25 protein-coding genes are annotated in these 15,383 nt (G+C 51.8%); 5 read left to right on the forward strand and 20 right to left on the reverse strand.

All coding sequences use genetic code 11. From position 1 onward, the window contains the following. The first annotated feature begins 3 nt into the window (after positions 1-3). From thrS to WC903_07915, 5 genes are read left to right on the forward strand one after another with little or no spacing between them, the layout of a single operon-like run. Positions 4-1,743 carry a threonine--tRNA ligase gene (gene thrS / locus WC903_07895; protein ID MFA5893862.1) on the forward strand — a complete coding sequence of 580 codons (1,740 nt, stop codon included), beginning with the start codon at positions 4-6 and terminating at the stop codon, positions 1,741-1,743. 20 nt (positions 1,744-1,763) lie between these two features. Next, entirely contained in the window at positions 1,764-2,255 is a 492-nt protein-coding gene (infC, locus tag WC903_07900; protein ID MFA5893863.1) for a translation initiation factor IF-3, read from the forward strand. Between the two features lie 4 nt (positions 2,256-2,259). Further along, the gene (rpmI, locus tag WC903_07905; protein ID MFA5893864.1) at positions 2,260-2,457 is read left to right on the forward strand and encodes a 50S ribosomal protein L35; all 198 of its coding nucleotides are present in this window, start codon (positions 2,260-2,262) and stop codon (positions 2,455-2,457) included. A 1-nt stretch (position 2,458) separates the two neighbouring features. Beyond that, on the forward strand, positions 2,459-2,809 hold the full coding sequence (rplT, locus tag WC903_07910; GenBank protein MFA5893865.1) for a 50S ribosomal protein L20: 351 nt from the start codon (positions 2,459-2,461) through the stop codon (positions 2,807-2,809). Next, positions 2,806-3,297, forward strand: coding sequence for a bifunctional nuclease family protein (locus tag WC903_07915; GenBank protein MFA5893866.1), 492 nt, complete (start codon positions 2,806-2,808; stop codon positions 3,295-3,297). Before rplT ends, WC903_07915 begins: the two co-directional genes overlap by 4 nt. Here WC903_07915 and WC903_07920 read toward each other — a convergent pair. From WC903_07920 to WC903_08015, 20 genes are all read right to left on the reverse strand, one after another. Continuing rightward, the gene (locus tag WC903_07920; protein ID MFA5893867.1) at positions 3,294-3,653 is read right to left on the reverse strand and encodes an EamA family transporter; all 360 of its coding nucleotides are present in this window, start codon (positions 3,651-3,653) and stop codon (positions 3,294-3,296) included. The two genes, WC903_07915 and WC903_07920, sit on opposite strands and share 4 nt — an antisense overlap. Next, complete coding sequence (locus WC903_07925) at positions 3,653-4,036, reverse strand: hypothetical protein (protein MFA5893868.1); 384 nt, start codon at positions 4,034-4,036, stop codon at positions 3,653-3,655. The genes WC903_07920 and WC903_07925 overlap by 1 nt, the downstream gene beginning before the upstream one ends. Next, complete coding sequence (locus tag WC903_07930) at positions 4,033-4,443, reverse strand: prepilin-type N-terminal cleavage/methylation domain-containing protein (protein MFA5893869.1); 411 nt, start codon at positions 4,441-4,443, stop codon at positions 4,033-4,035. The genes WC903_07925 and WC903_07930 overlap by 4 nt, the downstream gene beginning before the upstream one ends. Continuing rightward, on the reverse strand, positions 4,440-4,718 hold the full coding sequence (locus WC903_07935) for a type II secretion system protein (protein ID MFA5893870.1): 279 nt from the start codon (positions 4,716-4,718) through the stop codon (positions 4,440-4,442). Before WC903_07935 ends, WC903_07930 begins: the two co-directional genes overlap by 4 nt. Then, positions 4,711-5,022: a prepilin-type N-terminal cleavage/methylation domain-containing protein gene (locus tag WC903_07940; protein ID MFA5893871.1), complete on the reverse strand. Its 312-nt coding sequence runs from the start codon at positions 5,020-5,022 to the stop codon at positions 4,711-4,713. The genes WC903_07935 and WC903_07940 overlap by 8 nt, the downstream gene beginning before the upstream one ends. A 33-nt stretch (positions 5,023-5,055) precedes the next feature. Then, positions 5,056-5,901, reverse strand: coding sequence for a pantoate--beta-alanine ligase (gene panC, locus WC903_07945; GenBank protein MFA5893872.1), 846 nt, complete (start codon positions 5,899-5,901; stop codon positions 5,056-5,058). A gap of 95 nt (positions 5,902-5,996) precedes the next feature. Further along, complete coding sequence (topA, locus tag WC903_07950; protein MFA5893873.1) at positions 5,997-8,195, reverse strand: type I DNA topoisomerase; 2,199 nt, start codon at positions 8,193-8,195, stop codon at positions 5,997-5,999. Between the two features lie 120 nt (positions 8,196-8,315). Further along, the gene (gene mutL, locus WC903_07955; GenBank protein ID MFA5893874.1) at positions 8,316-9,941 is read right to left on the reverse strand and encodes a DNA mismatch repair endonuclease MutL; all 1,626 of its coding nucleotides are present in this window, start codon (positions 9,939-9,941) and stop codon (positions 8,316-8,318) included. An 81-nt stretch (positions 9,942-10,022) separates the two neighbouring features. Then, positions 10,023-10,796 (reverse strand): hypothetical protein, encoded by a 774-nt coding sequence (locus WC903_07960; protein MFA5893875.1) that lies wholly within the window; start codon positions 10,794-10,796, stop codon positions 10,023-10,025. Between the two features lie 3 nt (positions 10,797-10,799). Then, a complete protein-coding gene (locus WC903_07965; GenBank protein MFA5893876.1) occupies positions 10,800-11,285 on the reverse strand; it encodes a hypothetical protein in 486 nt (161 codons plus the stop codon). An 86-nt stretch (positions 11,286-11,371) separates the two neighbouring features. Next, positions 11,372-12,037, reverse strand: coding sequence for a hypothetical protein (locus tag WC903_07970; GenBank protein MFA5893877.1), 666 nt, complete (start codon positions 12,035-12,037; stop codon positions 11,372-11,374). Between the two features lie 45 nt (positions 12,038-12,082). Beyond that, positions 12,083-12,262 carry a hypothetical protein gene (locus tag WC903_07975; GenBank protein MFA5893878.1) on the reverse strand — a complete coding sequence of 60 codons (180 nt, stop codon included), beginning with the start codon at positions 12,260-12,262 and terminating at the stop codon, positions 12,083-12,085. A 14-nt stretch (positions 12,263-12,276) separates the two neighbouring features. Then, entirely contained in the window at positions 12,277-12,969 is a 693-nt protein-coding gene (locus tag WC903_07980) for a hypothetical protein (GenBank protein ID MFA5893879.1), read from the reverse strand. Then, positions 12,932-13,105: a hypothetical protein gene (locus WC903_07985; protein MFA5893880.1), complete on the reverse strand. Its 174-nt coding sequence runs from the start codon at positions 13,103-13,105 to the stop codon at positions 12,932-12,934. The genes WC903_07980 and WC903_07985 overlap by 38 nt, the downstream gene beginning before the upstream one ends. Continuing rightward, positions 13,102-13,425: a hypothetical protein gene (locus WC903_07990; protein ID MFA5893881.1), complete on the reverse strand. Its 324-nt coding sequence runs from the start codon at positions 13,423-13,425 to the stop codon at positions 13,102-13,104. The genes WC903_07985 and WC903_07990 overlap by 4 nt, the downstream gene beginning before the upstream one ends. 17 nt (positions 13,426-13,442) lie before the next feature. Then, entirely contained in the window at positions 13,443-13,733 is a 291-nt protein-coding gene (locus WC903_07995) for a gas vesicle protein (GenBank protein MFA5893882.1), read from the reverse strand. 25 nt (positions 13,734-13,758) lie between these two features. Next, positions 13,759-14,019 (reverse strand): hypothetical protein, encoded by a 261-nt coding sequence (locus WC903_08000; protein MFA5893883.1) that lies wholly within the window; start codon positions 14,017-14,019, stop codon positions 13,759-13,761. A gap of 10 nt (positions 14,020-14,029) precedes the next feature. Then, positions 14,030-14,341, reverse strand: a complete 312-nt coding sequence (locus tag WC903_08005) for a gas vesicle protein K (GenBank protein MFA5893884.1) — start codon at positions 14,339-14,341, stop codon at positions 14,030-14,032. A 46-nt stretch (positions 14,342-14,387) separates the two neighbouring features. Then, the gene (locus WC903_08010; GenBank protein ID MFA5893885.1) at positions 14,388-14,591 is read right to left on the reverse strand and encodes a gas vesicle protein; all 204 of its coding nucleotides are present in this window, start codon (positions 14,589-14,591) and stop codon (positions 14,388-14,390) included. Continuing rightward, positions 14,588-15,370: a GvpL/GvpF family gas vesicle protein gene (locus WC903_08015; GenBank protein MFA5893886.1), complete on the reverse strand. Its 783-nt coding sequence runs from the start codon at positions 15,368-15,370 to the stop codon at positions 14,588-14,590. The genes WC903_08010 and WC903_08015 overlap by 4 nt, the downstream gene beginning before the upstream one ends. Positions 15,371-15,383: the final 13 nt, after the last annotated feature.

Consider the following 15,383-nt stretch of genomic DNA (forward strand, 5'->3'; position numbering starts at 1 on the left):
TTCATGACGAAAGAGATCGATCTGGAAGTGCTCCGCCACTCCACCTCCCACGTGATGGCCCATGCCGTCCAGGAGATCTTTCCGAGCGTTAAGCTGGGGATCGGCCCGGCTATCGAAAACGGCTTTTATTACGATTTTGACCTCCCGACCCAGATCACCCCGGAAGACCTGACCAAGATCGAAGCCAAGATGCGGGAGATCATCAAGAAAGAGCATAAATTTGAACGGCAGGAGATGGACAGGGCCAAGGCGATCGAGCTGTTCGAGGCGCGGGGCGAGAAGTACAAAGTCGACCTCCTCAACGAGATCCCCGATAACAAGGTCACCTTGTATAAGAGCGGCGATTTCCTCGACCTCTGCCGCGGCCCGCATATTGAACATACGGGACATATTAAAGCGTTTAAATTGCTCTCAATCGCCGGCGCTTACTGGCACGGGATCGAGACCAATCCGATGATGCAGCGGATCTACGGGACCGTCTTCCCGACGCAAAAAGAGCTTGATGATTATCTGAAGCAGATCGAAGAAGCCAAAAAGCGCGACCATCGCAAGCTCGGCCGGGAGCTAGACCTCTTCTCGATCCATGAGGAAGCGGGCGCCGGTCTTGTCTACTGGCACCCCAAAGGGACGGTCCTGCGCGGTTTGATCGAGGATTTCCTGAAAAAGGAAAATAAAAAGCGTGGCTACGAGTTCGTCACTATTCCGCACATTGGCAAAATCGACCTTTGGAACACTTCGGGCCATACGAACTACTATCGAGAAAACATGTACTTCATGCAGATCGACGAGCAGGATTACGTCCTCAAGCCGATGAACTGCCCGGGCCATATTTTGATCTTCAAACGCAAAACCCGCAGTTACCGCGACCTGCCGATCCGCTATTTTGAGCTCGGCACGGTCTACCGCTACGAGAAATCGGGGGTTCTGCATGGCCTCCTCCGGGTCCGCGGCTTTACCCAGGACGACGCCCACATTTTCTGCCGCGAAGACCAGTTGGAGGAGGAGATACTCTCTATCCTCGATTTCATCAACTATGTCATGAAGGTCTTTGGCTTTGCCTTCAGCGTCAACCTCTCGACCCGGCCGGAAAGCTTTGCCGGGACCAAGGAGAGCTGGGAGCGGGCGACCGCCATCCTCGAAAAATCGCTCCAGGACCAGGGGATCCCGTTTGAGATCGACCCGGGCGCCGGCACTTTCTACGGCCCGAAGATCGACGTCAAATTAAAAGATTCGCTCGGCCGCGAATGGCAGGGGCCGACCGTCCAGGTCGATTTTAACCTGCCGCAGCGCTTCAACCTGGCCTATGTCGGGGACGATGGGAAAGAACATACCCCGGTCATGATCCATCGGGCGATCCTGGGAAGCCTGGAACGCTTTATCGGCGCCTTGATCGAACATTACGCCGGCGCCTTCCCCACCTGGCTCGCCCCGACCCAGGCGCTGATCCTGCCGATCGCCGACCGCCATATCCCCTACGCGGAAAAGGTCAGGGACTCCCTTCTGGCGGCCGATGTCCGGGTAGAGGTTGATTCCCGCCGCGAAACCATCGGCGCCAAGATCCGCGACGCCCAGATGCAAAAGGTCCCCTACATGCTGGTCGTCGGCGACAAGGAAGCGGAAGCCGGGACCGTCTCGATCCGCCTTAGGAACGCCGCGACCTCGGCCACCAAGAGCCTCAGCGATTTTCTCTTTGACCTGAAGAGAGAAATAAGCTATAATAGTGGTGAGAATGACGGGAGTTAGTTCGTATTAGGGATTATCTAATAAACGAGCGGATCTGGGCAAAAGAGGTCCGGCTCATCGCCAATGACGGCAAGCAGCTGGGCGTGGTAGCGACCACTGAAGCGCTCCGGCTGGCCCGCGAACAAGGGATCGACCTGGTCCTGATCGCGCCGGCCTCCAAGCCGCCCGTCGCGCGTCTGGCCGATTACGGCCGGCTCCGCTACGAGCTCTCCAAAAAGGAGAAAGAATCGCGCAAGGCGTCAAAGACCGGGACCATCAAGGAAGTTAAACTTTCCTCCAAGATCGCCCAGCACGATTTTGATGTCCGCGTCAATAAAGCCAAAGAGCTGCTGGAAAAAGGGTTCAAGGTTAAGATCAATATCATGTTCCGCGGTCGGGAGATGGCCCATACCGACCTGGGTCGCAAGGTATTGGACCGCCTGGTCGAGGCGGTAGCTTCGGTCGGCAAGGCCGAGGCCCCTCCTAAGATGGAAGGTCGCAACCTTAATCTGATGCTCGGACCAAAGAAGTAAAAATATGCCAAAAATAAAAACCAGAAAAGCCGCCGCCAAACGTTTCGTCATTAAAAAATCGGGCAAGATCATGCGCCGGCATGCCGGCCGGCGCCACCTGCTGGAGTGCAAATCGGCTACCCAGCGCCGCCGCCTGAAGAAAAACGCCGTCCTATCACCAGCGGACGTTCGCCGCGTCCACGATATGCTACCGGGAGGATAACATGGTCAGAGTAAAAAGAGGATTCACCGCCCGCCGCCGCAAAAAGAAGCTTTTTGCCAAGACGAAAGGCTTCCGGATCACCCTCCGGACACAGCTGCGGCGCGCCAAACAGGCGGTCATTAAGGCCGGTGTCCACGCCACCCGCCATCGCCGCGACAAGAAAGGGACGATGCGCCGCCTCTGGACCACCCGGATCAACGCCGGCGCCCGCGCCCTGGGGATCAAATACAGCCTGCTGATCAACGCGCTGAAAAAGGCCGCCATCAAGCTGGACCGCAAGAGCCTGGCCGATCTCGCGCTTAACCATCCGGCCGATTTCGCGAAGATCGTCGCTCACGTCACGAAATCATGATCGAGATGCAGCTCGGTGGGCTCGGTTTTGACCCCCGCAATCTCTCCCCGCTGGTCCTCCTCCGCGACCAGGAAGAGCTGAATTTCCTCCCCATCTGGATCGGGGTATTTGAAGCCGCGGCCATCGCCATGGAACTGCAAGGGGTCCAGCCCCCCCGCCCCATGACCCATGACCTGCTAAAAGATGCCATCGAAAAGCTCGGTGGCAAGACCAAGCGGGTCCTGATCAACGACATGAAGGAAGGGACCTTTTTCGCCGCGGTCGAGGTCGAGACTAAAGAAGGAAAACTGCTGACCCTGGACGCCCGCCCGTCGGATGCCATCGCCCTGGCCGTCCGCAGTCAGGCGCCGATCATGGTCGCCGAAGGGGTCATGATGCAGGCCAAGCTGGTCAATTCGGAAAAAGATGCCGAGGAAACAAAGAAGTTCAAAGATTTTATCGCGGACCTCCGCCCCGAAGACTTCACCAAGTATTACAAGAAAGATTAACTTCTCGAGATCAGGAGCACCCCGACGACGATCGTCACGATCCCGGCCCAGCGGATCAAGCTGACCTGCTCTTTAAAGAAGATCAGTGAGAGGATCGCCACCAGGACGTAACCCAAACTGACCATCGGGTAGACCAGGCTTAGCGGCAGCCGCGACAGGACGACCAGCCAGAAAAGCGAAGAGAGGCCAAAACAGGCAAAACCGAAAAAGACCCACGGATTGAGGATCATCGGGACGATCTTAAAAAGAAGCTGGCTGGCCGGGAATGTCCCGAACGCCATCATTCCCTTCTTCATCAGCATCTGGCCGGCGATCGCCAGCAGGACCGAGACGATCATGATCAGATAATTCATCATTATGGTAACTCCTTCTTTAATATGACTACGGCTCGAGCGCTCCGGCCGACCGCGTAAACAACTTTGAGATCTTTTTCCCGCACGACCTTGAATGAACCTTCCCCTAAAGACTGGCCATAACCAACCGCCGAGTTTTTCAACCAATTGTGCTCGCCGGCCGGCCAATGTGGTTGGTCAGTATACCAGGCGGGATTTTTGACCAATTCCACCCCAGCCGAAGCTAAACCTGCCTCGGCCAACCACTCCGCTTGTTCCCGCCGATAGAAAAGGACCGCCGCGACATGGTTATTATAGACCATTTTCCCGAGAAAAACAGCCAGCAGGAGCAATGCTCCGGCAACCAGAATAGCGACCAGCAGAGCGGCCCCTGACCTCCTCTTCATCTGACCCCGACCGTAAATTCGGCCTTGTTCAGTGCGATCCTAATCAAACCAGGTTCCGGATAACTGAAAGTAAGCCGCCCAATCTCCCCTTCTGAAGTTAAATAAGCGCTCCAACTGCCGGCCCGCCGCCTGACTTTACCATCGACCAAGCGATAATTGACATTTTCACTCCCCACTTGAAGGAACACTTCCTGCGAAGTCGACCCACAGAGAACCGCCGAGGCGGAGCGAATATCGATCGTCACTCTTTCGGCCAGGTTAGTTTCGATCTGGGCGAGGGCGTTCTTTCTCACAACCAGTCGCCAACTCCTTACCCCTGTTCCCAAAGCGCCAAAAATGACCGTAAAGATCAGCGCAGTTAGGCTGAGGGCGATGATCGCTTCAACCAGCGTGAAGCCCCTCTTCATAAATACTTGCTCCTTAAGGTGTATAAAATCAGCGGCGGCCGACCTTTTTGCCACTCCTGCTCCAATCTAACTACAACCAGCTCGGGAGCGATTGACGGCTGATGGCTGATAACTTCCATTTGACTGCGCAGGAAGAGGGTCGCCTGGCGCAGTTTGCCGGCGCGGGCCAATTCGACCTGCGCCGATTTGACCAGCCAGGTGAACGCGACAAAAACAGCGAGGAAGAGCCCCATGGCGGCCAGCACCTCGACTAAAGTAAACCCCCGCCTATTCAACGCGGACCCTCCCGGCCGAGGAGAGGATCACTTTGCGGCTCCGCCCGATCAATTCGGTCCCGCTCCCGCCTGGCGGGGGGAAACCACTGGCCGCGAAACGGAAACGCCCGCTGGCTTGGGTTTGGCCAACAGTTAGAGCGGTCGCTTGAGTAGTGCGCAGATCGGAGGCCAAATGTTCTGCCAGACCGTTCAGGCGGAGGTTTTCTTTTAATTTGGTAAAAGCGGGTAAAGTAAACGAAAGGAGCAGGCCACACAGCCCGATCACGACCAATAGCTCGACCAAAGTGAACCCCCTCCGCCCCATCCCCTACCTCCTACTGACAACTAACGACTAATATCACGCTTCAACGATCAGATTATCGATCAACCTGGTCTTGCCAACATAAGCCGCCACGGCGAGTAACATCCGGCCACGGACCCCCTTGGCATCTTCGAGCGTTTCCGGATCGGCCGCGACCAGATAATCAAGGCGGACCGACGGTTCGCTCCCAATCAAGGAACGAAGCCGGTACATGATCTTATTTAAATCTCGCTCTCCCGCGCCGATCTCGCTCTGGGCCAGGCGGAGCGCTTTATACAGAATGGCCGCCGACTTCCTCTCCCGGGGATTAAGATAAGCGTTGCGCGAGCTGAGCGCCAGCCCGTCGAACTCCCGGACCGTCGGCAGAGCGACCACCGTAACCGGCAGGTTAAGATCACGCACCAGTTGTTTGACGATTAACTGCTGCTGGTAATCTTTTTCGCCGAAAAAAGCGGCATCGGGGCAAACAATGTTAAATAACTTGGTGACGACCGTGGTCACGCCGCGAAAATGGTTCGGGCGGGTCCGGCCGCACAGTTTCTTGGCCAGCTTCTCTACTTCCACGAAGGTCTTAAACCCCTCCGGGAACATCGCTCTGGCTTCGGGGGTGAAAAGGACATCGATCTCAAAACTTTTCAGCAGCTTCTTATCGTGGCGGAGGTTACGCGGGTAACTGGCAAAGTCTTCGCTCGGGCTGAATTGGAGCGGATTAACAAAGACGCTGGCGACCACGACCTCGCAACGTTTTTTCGCGGCGGCGATAAGAGAAAGATGTCCCTCGTGGAACGCGCCCATAGTCGGGACAAAACCGACTTTCTTGCCGTGACTTTTGGCTTTGAGGGAAAAAAGACGCATCTCGCCCGGCTCTTTGATCTCGCGCATTTTACCTGATCAGCCAGTGATGGGCGACCAGCCAGATAGCAATGGCGATCGCCAGGGCGGTAGCCTTCAAAGTGAGGTTGATAGTAAATAGTCTTTTAAGCATCGGCCGGCTCCGGCGGTTTCACGGCCGGCGTTTCCCCGGGTTGCGGCCGCTGCCAGGTGGCGAAATCGCATTTGGGATAATTGCTGCAACTGTAGAAGAGCTTTCCCCGCTTGGTCCGTTTCTCGACCAGCTCGCCGCCGCATTTTTGGCACTTGACGCCGATCTTCTTGAGGAGCGGCTTGATGCTCTTACATTCGGGATAACCGGTACAGGCGAGGAACTCGCCGAAACGGCCGCGCTTGATCGTCATCGGCTTGCCGCACTTAGCGCAAACTTCCTTGAGGGCCGCCGCCTTGGCTTCTTCTTCCGGCAGGTTCTTGGTAAATTTGCATTTGGGATAGGTCGAGCAGGCAATGAACTTGCCGTAGCGCCCTTCGCGGATGACCAGCTTGTTGCCGCAATCCGGGCAGAGCTCATCGGTCATGATCTCCGTCTTGACCTTCTCCATTTTCACTTCGGCCTCGGCCAGCGCCGCGGAGAACGGCTTATAAAACTCATGGAGGGCGCCGACCCACTGGACTTTACCTTCGGCGACCGCGTCGAGCTGGTCTTCCATCTGGGCGGTGAACTTGATGTCAAGGATCTGGGGAAAATGCTTGACCAGCAAACCATTGGTCGTGATGCCGATCTCGGTCGGCTTGAGCGCCTTCCCTTCCTTGATGACGTAGCCCCGGTCCTGGATCGTGGAGATGATCGGGGCATAGGTCGACGGGCGGCCGATGCCGCGCAGTTCCAGCTCTTTGACCAGCGAAGCTTCAGTGTAGCGCGGCGGCGGCTCGGTAAAATGCTGCAGCGGGAGGAGTTCTTGCAGTTGCAGGGCCGCGCCGGCGGCCAGGTCGGGCAGACTGGCGCTCTGCTCGTCTTCCGGAGAAGCCTCATCCCGGCTCTCTTCGTACAATTTAAGGAAACCTTCAAACCGGATGACCGAACCAGTCGCCCGGAGGAGGTATTCGCCCGCCGCGGCGGGCAGGCCGGCGGAGATGTCGACCGAGGTCTGGTCAAAAACGGCCGCTTCCATCTGGCAGGCGACAAAGCGCTTCCAGATCAGCTCGTAGAGCTTGAGTTCATCGGGGTCCAGGCTCTCCTTCAACTTTTCCGGGGTCCGGGCGATTGCGGTCGGACGGATCGCTTCATGGGCGTCCTGGGCCTGTTTCTTTTTTTTGTACCTGATCGGCGCCGCCGGAAGGAACTTCTTGCCAAAAGCCTCCCCGATGTAGCGCCGGACCTCGGTCTCGGCTTCCGCCGCAATGCGGACCGAGTCAGTGCGCATATAGGAGATCAAACCGACCCGGTCCTCGCCTTTAACTTCTTTGCCTTCATAGAGTTTCTGGGCCAGGACCATCGTCTTTTTAGCCGAGAAGCCGAGCTTGCGGGCGGCGTCTTGCTGCAGCGTGCTGGTAATGAACGGCGGCGAGGGGTTCCGCTTATGTTCTTTTTTCCTGACCTCTTTGACCGCGTAGTCGGCCTTCCCCAGTTCGGCGACGATCGCCTTGGCCTCCGCCTCGCCGGGAATGATCTTCCCTTTGTCTTTAGGGCTGACCCCCAGTGCTTTCTCCCCCTTAGCGATCAGCTTGGCGGAAAATTCCAGTTTCTTATCATCGGCCAGGCGGGCGGTAATGTCCCAGTATTCCTGGGCTTTGAACTTGCCGACCTCGGCTTCCCGTTCGCAGATCAGGCGGACGGCGACCGATTGGACCCGGCCGGCCGACAGCCCTTTACGGACTTTCTTCCAGAGGAGGGGACTTAATTTATAACCGACCAGGCGGTCGAGGATCCGCCGCGCCTGCTGGGCGTTGACCCGATCGAGGTCGATCTCGCGGGGATGCTTGACGGCCGAGGTAACGGCTTCTTTGGTGATCTCGTTAAACTCGATCCGCTTGATCTTTTTGTCCATATCAAGCAGGACCTGCAAATGCCAGGCGATCGCTTCCCCTTCACGGTCAGGATCGGGGGCGAGGAAAACCATTTTAGCTTTGGCCGCGGCCGCCTTGAGATCTTTTACGATCTTCTCTTTACCTTTGATGATCTGGTAATTCGGCTCAAAATCCTTGTCGACCTTGACGCCGAGCGATTTGGCCGGCAGGTCGCGGACATGCCCCCCCGAAGCGACCACGGAGAAATCCTTACCGAGGAACTTCTCCAGGGTACGCCCCTTAGCGGGTGACTCAACAATAACTAAATTCTTAGCCAAATTACAAGACCTCCGAAAAGCCATATTAACAGAGGGAGGCAGACTATGTCAAATAATAAGCAATTTTATTGCCAGGTTTAGCCAAGTACAAATAGAGGTAAAAACGGCGAAAATTCGCCGTCAGCGCCCAAAGCGCTTCGCCAGCTCTTCGGACGAGATCCGGACCATGGTCGGCCGGCCATGAGGACAGGTCAGCGGATTGGCTGTAGCCAGCAGATCTCGGATCAATTGGACCATTTCCTGGGGAGTTAACTTATCCCCGGCTTTGATCGCGCTATGACAGGCGACCAACTTGCGGACGGTCTCTTGCCGGACCTCGATCTGGGGGCTTTTCCCGGCCACGGCCAGATCGGCAACTATATCCTGTAACAACAGTTGCGGAGCGGCTTGACCGGAGAGGGCCGGCACGCTCCGGAGGAGAAAACTGTTCCCCCCGAACTCCTCGATCTCAAAACCGAGAGTATTTAAGTAGGCCAAGTTCTCTTTCAGAACGACAGCCTCCGGCGCAGGGAACTCCACCGTCTCCGGCATCAACAACGACTGACGACTAACCGCTAACGATTGAAGGCTAAGCCGGTCGTAGAGTATCCTCTCGTGCGCGGCATGCTGGTCGATCAGGGTCAATTCGCCCTCGCCGGTCGCTACTATGTACATATTGTTGATCTGACCAAGCGGGAAGAGCGGCAGGTCGTGACTGGGTATGGCCGCAGTGCTGGGAAACGAACTATTGTCCATCGGAAAAAGAACGTCGGCCATCGCCGGCTGCCAAGCACTATCTGATCTGCCGGTCTCGTAATACCCCCCAGCTGGTTGGCTGATAGCCTGGTCCCCCAGGGCTTTTTTAACCGCCTCCCTTACCCCATCCATCACCAACTGATTGCGGACGAACTTCACTTCCCGTTTAGCCGGGTGGATATTGACATCGACCTGCTGCGGGTCGATCGCGAGGAAAATGACCGCTACCGGATAACGGCCGTGCGGGATCAGGGTCCGGTAAGCCTCTTCCAGCGCTCGGTTGAGGAGGAAATTCTTGATGAACCGCCCGTTGACGAAAAAGTCTTCATAATTCTTGTCGATCCGGGTCAGCGTCGGCCGGCTGACGAAACCGGTGACCTGGCCGCCCTTGAATTCGCCGCTGACCTCAACCAATCCTTTCAGGATCTCTGGGCCGTAGACCGAGAGGATCGCGTCGGCTAACTGGCCGGTCCCGCCGGTAGTGAGGAGCGGCTTGCCGTCGGAGCTGAAGCGGAAGGCGATCCCGGGATAAGCCAGGGCGTATTTGGCGGCGACCTGGCCGCAATGGCCGAGCTCGGTCGAGTTGGCTTTCAGGAATTTCCTCCGGGCCGGAGTGTTGTGGAAGAGGTCCTTGACCGTGACCGTCAACCCGCGGCCGGCCGGGTTCCGCTCAATCTTCGTTTTCGACACCGCCGCGATCGAAGGGAGCGCTTCTCCCCGGAAACCGAGAGTGTGGAGATTGAAAAGATCGTCGTACTCGGCCAGTTTGGAGGTCGCGTGGCGCTGCAGGGCTAGCTTGATCTCGGCTTCGGTCAAACCGCGGCCGTTATCGGCCACCCGGATCAATTTCTTCCCCGCTTCATCGACTTCGATAATGATCTGGCTCGCACCAGCATCGATCGCGTTCTCGACCAGCTCTTTAACGACCGAGGCGGGACGCTCGACCACTTCCCCCGCGGCGATCTTATTGATCAGGTCTTCCGGCAGGATCTTAATACTTTGATTCGCCATGTTTTAATTGTACCGCAGTTGAAAATGATGGTAAAGGGTTAGGCTGGTAGCCGCTGGCAGCCGGCGGACGGCGCCGTCTTTCTATTTATTACATATTTCATCTACACGTTTAGTAAACCCAAGGTAAGCAATCCTTGTCTTTCGACCTAGCTCAATAATTTCACCAGACAACTTTCCTGATTTCGCATCATATTCAGAAATAGCGACTACATCTAGGTAATTTACAAGCTTGGCAATAAAAGAGTTGAAAAGAGGAAGAGGATTAACCTCCTTAGTTTCCTCGAGTGGTATTTTATTCTGTCCAAGTTGCTGCCTGGCCCGGAATAAATTGTTACGAGCCTTGATAAAATAAATAAGCGCGGAAGCAGTCTCACTATCATCCAATAGCCTTGTCGCGCTCTCTATGTTTTTTGCGCTTTCAAGAAAAAGCGAATAGCTGCCTTCCAGCTCAACTTTGGCTTCTATCAATAATTTTTTCCTGTTCCCGACAAGCCTTCCTAAGTGTTTGGCCCTGCCATTCAATTGGTTGTATTTTAAGGCTAAAGCAACGTTATCCAGGGAAGACTTGTATTGGCTATTATTATAAGCAGTTACGGCGTAATGATAATAAATTCTACTTAATTTTAAGTTCGCGTTTTTAAGATATTTGGTTTCTTTTGTTTGCCGCAGAATAAATTGATATTTGTTTTTGGCCTCCTCATATTTTTGTTTTTCTAATAAACTATCGGCTTCCTTGCTGATTAAGGCCTGATCGCCACGGAAAGCCAAGAGAACAAACAAAACACTCAGCATAAAAAGCAAGATGCTTACTGGGCTTAATAATCCTCTGCCCATTTGTCCGCCTTTCCTTTTCATCTTTTATTGAGAATATTTTCCCAGGGCGACGCTTGAATCAATTAACTTTCTAGCCTGTTTTGACGAGAAGCAAACGGATCCCTTTCCGTTTTTACGGGTTTTCTTTCTCGGCTTCCCTTTTATAATTTTAGGAGGGTCGCTTTTTATTTTAAGAGAGGACATGGTGTTTAGGGCCCCTTTATATTTTTTTACATCCAGGGAATGATTTTTAGAATTTTCGCTGGTCAGAAACGAACAATGAGGATTCATGGTTGGCCAGTATCTATACCCTTTTACGGCAACAAATGCCGCAAGAAGAGCCAAAAGCCATCTCACGAGCATAAAATCAACTGTATCTTTGTTCATAGCAGGTCCCCTAGCTAAGATATTGGATAGGTCCGGTTTGGCCTGAAACCTGGGAGGCAAAACAAAAGGAGATAAAAGACAAACCACTGTAATTGCCAGAAAGAGCAGGGTTAAACTCTGGTATAATTTATCCGGTAATTTCATTATTATCTTGCCCGGGCCGTCCCGACGTTACGCCTGCCTGTCGGCAGACAGGTCGGGACAACCCAAGCCGAAAAAGCAACGAGGCTTTATTCCTCACCAAAAAACTTATCCAGAAAATTAGCCGCCCTGTCTTTTGCCCCAAGGCCAAAAGCAATGGCAAAGGCCAATCCCACGGCGCCAACTATTATGTTAACTGAAGTTGTAAGCCACTCCAGGGGAACCCCAAGTTGCCCCAAAGCCGCTAGGGCCGCAAAGATAATAATGGCAGACTGTACGACATTCGCTAAAACATTGGCGTTGGTAAGACCAATATTATTGGCAATAACCAGCATTACCGCAGAAAGTAAAAGCGCGACAAAGATGCCTACGCCTAAAACATAGGCGGCTGACAAAGCCGCCGGCAGATAGGCCAGGAGTCCTCCCAGCAAAGCTTTCGCCGAAGCTAATCCTAAGATACTGGCGACTGCGGTTACTGTCACGAAAATAGTTAGCCAATAAACTAACTCTCCCAAAAGTTCCGTTGGTCCCTTTTTAAGGCCGCCTTTGGTTAAGAACTCCGTAAAACCAATTTGTTTGCTTCCTTTGTTAAGTCGCAGGACTCCCAGGGCGGTGATTACCAACCACTGCGAACCTTTAGCGATCAGAAGACCGATAAGCAACAAGATCAACGCATATAACAAACTTAAAAGCAGCGGCCCTACAGTCAACAAGGTATCCCTAATTGGTCTTAAAAAAATTAATAATAAATCCATAGTTTCCCCCCATTTTTACGTCATTCGCCCCTCGTTTCCCAGGCCTCACCTCCTGTTCCTTGATTTCCATTGCCATAAAGCGGTTAAAACAGCCCATCCAAATTTAAATGGCCCAAAAAGATATACTCCCCGATCTTTTTCAAGCACTTCGTGCCTTCCCCCCTGAAACCGGGAAAAATATAACTCAAGATACTTTCCAAACCTTGATTCTTCTTTTTCCGCCATAATAAGCCTCCTAATTATCGCTCGATATTAGCACCGACATCTTCCATAATATAGTCGGCTAGTTTATCCCTCTCGGCCCTTTTGCTTCTAAAATAATATCCTTTCATATATTTCAGGACCCTAACTCGCTCCTTAAGTGCTATCACCTCAATATCGCCAGGCAACTTATCAACAACATTATGATGCGCTCCGATAAAGAGAATTCCGGTTTCATTCTCTTTTAGCGTTTCGCCTATTCTTTTAGCAACGTAATTATCTCTCTCTTCTAATGTTTTATTTTTACGGCAGACATATTTAAGATAAGCAATGGTTTTCCCGATAAAAGTCCTGGCTTTCGCCAATTCCTTAACCGATTTATATTCTTTCATTACGATACCTATATCTTCGGTCTTTACCAAAATTGCCCCTCCCTCAATCAGGTGATCAATAATTTCATAATTCTTACTGCCACGTTTGACCCCATCCGCTACAATCTTCATCCCCATCTCCCCGTCCGCCACCAACCCATCCTGATAAACCTTATAGCCCTTAGGCTGCAAATTCTCAAAGAACTTAAAAAGCGCCCCCCAAAATGAGGCGATAGTCTGTTGATGCGCCGCCCACCGCTCTCGGCCGCAGATCGCTATTCCTTTTTTCTCTGTCTCGGCGGCAATCGTTCCCAGATCTGCGCTACTGTGAATTATGGGAACATACAGGAGTTTTCTCATCTGCCTCGCTTTTTAGGGAAGTGCTGCCGCCTTCCTCTACTATCTTCCCTACCACATTAATAATGTTCCCGATCCCCTCAAAGACCTGATTTATTCCAAGACTGGAAATAAGGGTTTTTTCGTCTTCGGCCGTCATAATCTCACCTCGGGCATCAGCTTCTTTTTCTGCAATACTTGCTGACGAAGATCCAGCATGTATTTTTGCCTGGCTTCCCTTCTTCTGATTCTCTGCATCCTTAGATCATTCATAAGTCTTTTAAGCTCTGCTCGCCTTTTTTCTCGATCTTCGCGAAAACCTTCGAAGATTTCAGTAACTTTTGCCTGGCGCAGATCTCGATCTTCTTCCGCGATCTCTCTTGCCAAAACTGCCTCAGGCTCAATTAGTTTTATGCCCTGCCTCACCGGCACGCGGGCGGCAGGCCTGGTTTTTGTCTGTCTTTTTTTCTTCCTAGGCATTTTAAGATACCTCCTTTCTAGCCCATTACCTTGGCTTCCAATTTTTCTAACCGTTTTTGAAGCGTTTTATTTTCTTCTTCCAGCTTTTTAGCCTGCGAAGAAATAAAAGAATCCTGCTGCCACCAGTCAATCCCAATCTCCATCGCCTTTTCCACCGAACACACCAGAAGTCTAATCTTAATATTTAACAGGTCTACATCCGCGAGCGAGATCTTAATATCGCCGGCAATGACAATTCCCTTGTCCAGAACCCTTTCTAAGATATCCGCTAAATTCGTAGCATTGGTCGCGTGGGCCATTCCTTGCATAACCATAATTTTCTTCCCTCCTTTTTTACGCTATTTTACTAGCTTTAATTACCAGTTCTGCGGTTTTCTTGCGTAAATTAATTATATTTCTACAAATCTCGCAGACTGAACTGCCTTGATCATATTCCAGGCATTTAAGCAGAGGAGTGAGTTCATTTATTAAAAGCTGGGCTCTATTGCCTTTTACTTTAGGATCACGGGTCTCATTTAAACTCCGGGTTATTTCTCTTGTTTTGCGTTCCTTTTGTTGGAAAATTCCGCAGTTTACTTTTTCTTCTTCAGACATGTTCCCCCCTTCACATTAAATCTCCTAACGGCCCGAGATTCAGATTCAGCTCTTCGTCTTTTACATTAAATATTTCTTTTAACTCTGCCATTTTCTTATCAAGCTTTATAAAAGTTTCGCCCATTTTCTCGATTTGTTCATCAGTTAAAGAGCCACTTTCAACTCTTCGCGCCGCTTGTTTTTCCATGAGTTTCCTGATTAGCTCTATCAGGGTTAAGACCAGCTTTGCCAATCCCTGTTCTACCTGTTTAGGATCAATATTAATTCTCTCCGCGGATTTAAGCTTCACCGCGGAATCCTGCATCTCTGCCGGATCCTCCATTACTATCGTTAAAGAACTGGATCCATGCCCTGCACTATCCGGCATTTTAAGTTGACTCCTTCATGCGCGCAACTTCGTACTTTTCCATGGTTTCAACCGAAGAGACCAGAACCCGCAAGCCGATGTAAACCAGATCAATATCGGCCACCGAAATAACAATATCTCCCGCCACAACCGCTCCTTTGTGCAAGACCCGATCCAGCGCTTCAACCAGAGTTACTTCTTTCTTCTCATAATAAGGCCCGGTCATTTCCCCTCCAAACTAGCGAAGCTGTAAGCTGGCCATGGGCCGGATATCTCCAGTTCCAGGCCGGAAGCCGCATAGGTTTTCTGTAAATCCGACACTCTAGATTTAAACTCGGAGACTTTCTTTTTCGGAATTAAATAGGCGCCGTTTAAAATCGTCTCGGCCTCCTTTATAGTCAGCTCTTTGGGCTGTAGTTTATTCAAACAATTTTTATCCGCGAACTTCACCAGTTCTTCGTGAATAGCGGCGGCATCTTCGTTCATCTTTTTTTCGCTCTCTTCAAAAATCAAACTGGCTCTTTTCCTTTTTAAGAAATACGCCGCGCCTTCTGATTTATCTTTTATCGCCAAATCAATATCCTTGATATGCTGATTGCTGCGCGCAAGCTCTTCTTTTAATTTATTGGCATCACAATAAACTTTTACTCCCCATTCCTCTTTTCCATCAAGATTTAAAATAATCTCCAGGAAACCCTGGTAATTTTTCTCAAGCATAGCTTCAAGCGATTTGGCGGTTTTAAAGATGGTCCCGAATTTTATGGGAACAACTGCCGTCTTTTCTGCAAGGCGAGAAATTATATTATTATGATGCATAACTTTTTCTTCCAGCCATTTAGGATCTTTCTCAACCTTAAGTTTAAATGCCTCTTCTTGAAAATCATCAATAGTTGTTTTTTCAACCACCGCCGCTATATCTTTGTAAGAGATAGTCTGACTCCCCTCTCCCGCAAAATTTGATTGCGAAGCAGCGATTAGGCAAAATAAACAAAGTCCTTGCTCCATATTTTTTATTCCT

This window comes from Candidatus Margulisiibacteriota bacterium (assembly GCA_041658645.1).
Classification (GTDB): Bacteria; Margulisbacteria; WOR-1; order O2-12-FULL-45-9; family XYB2-FULL-48-7; genus JBAZZV01.

Bases quoted from the DNA above. Each gene is read 5' to 3' on its own strand.
- thrS (MFA5893862.1), top strand. From the start codon at position 4: ATGACGAAAGAGATCGATCTGGAAGTGCTCCGCCACTCCACCTCCCAC.
- rpmI (MFA5893864.1), top strand. From the start codon at position 2,260: ATGCCAAAAATAAAAACCAGAAAAGCCGCCGCCAAACGTTTCGTCATT.
- rplT (MFA5893865.1), top strand. From the start codon at position 2,459: ATGGTCAGAGTAAAAAGAGGATTCACCGCCCGCCGCCGCAAAAAGAAG.
- WC903_07915 (MFA5893866.1), top strand. From the start codon at position 2,806: ATGATCGAGATGCAGCTCGGTGGGCTCGGTTTTGACCCCCGCAATCTC.
- WC903_07920 (MFA5893867.1), bottom strand. From the start codon at position 3,653: ATGATGAATTATCTGATCATGATCGTCTCGGTCCTGCTGGCGATCGCC.
- WC903_07925 (MFA5893868.1), bottom strand. From the start codon at position 4,036: ATGAAGAGGAGGTCAGGGGCCGCTCTGCTGGTCGCTATTCTGGTTGCC.
- WC903_07930 (MFA5893869.1), bottom strand. From the start codon at position 4,443: ATGAAGAGGGGCTTCACGCTGGTTGAAGCGATCATCGCCCTCAGCCTA.
- WC903_07940 (MFA5893871.1), bottom strand. From the start codon at position 5,022: ATGGGGCGGAGGGGGTTCACTTTGGTCGAGCTATTGGTCGTGATCGGG.
- panC (MFA5893872.1), bottom strand. From the start codon at position 5,901: ATGCGCGAGATCAAAGAGCCGGGCGAGATGCGTCTTTTTTCCCTCAAA.
- mutL (MFA5893874.1), bottom strand. From the start codon at position 9,941: ATGGCGAATCAAAGTATTAAGATCCTGCCGGAAGACCTGATCAATAAG.
- WC903_07960 (MFA5893875.1), bottom strand. From the start codon at position 10,796: ATGAAAAGGAAAGGCGGACAAATGGGCAGAGGATTATTAAGCCCAGTA.
- WC903_07965 (MFA5893876.1), bottom strand. From the start codon at position 11,285: ATGAAATTACCGGATAAATTATACCAGAGTTTAACCCTGCTCTTTCTG.
- WC903_07970 (MFA5893877.1), bottom strand. From the start codon at position 12,037: ATGGATTTATTATTAATTTTTTTAAGACCAATTAGGGATACCTTGTTG.
- WC903_07975 (MFA5893878.1), bottom strand. From the start codon at position 12,262: ATGGCGGAAAAAGAAGAATCAAGGTTTGGAAAGTATCTTGAGTTATAT.
- WC903_07980 (MFA5893879.1), bottom strand. From the start codon at position 12,969: ATGAGAAAACTCCTGTATGTTCCCATAATTCACAGTAGCGCAGATCTG.
- WC903_07985 (MFA5893880.1), bottom strand. From the start codon at position 13,105: ATGACGGCCGAAGACGAAAAAACCCTTATTTCCAGTCTTGGAATAAAT.
- WC903_07990 (MFA5893881.1), bottom strand. From the start codon at position 13,425: ATGCCTAGGAAGAAAAAAAGACAGACAAAAACCAGGCCTGCCGCCCGC.
- WC903_07995 (MFA5893882.1), bottom strand. From the start codon at position 13,733: ATGCAAGGAATGGCCCACGCGACCAATGCTACGAATTTAGCGGATATC.
- WC903_08000 (MFA5893883.1), bottom strand. From the start codon at position 14,019: ATGTCTGAAGAAGAAAAAGTAAACTGCGGAATTTTCCAACAAAAGGAA.
- WC903_08005 (MFA5893884.1), bottom strand. From the start codon at position 14,341: ATGGAGGATCCGGCAGAGATGCAGGATTCCGCGGTGAAGCTTAAATCC.
- WC903_08010 (MFA5893885.1), bottom strand. From the start codon at position 14,591: ATGACCGGGCCTTATTATGAGAAGAAAGAAGTAACTCTGGTTGAAGCG.
- WC903_08015 (MFA5893886.1), bottom strand. From the start codon at position 15,370: ATGGAGCAAGGACTTTGTTTATTTTGCCTAATCGCTGCTTCGCAATCA.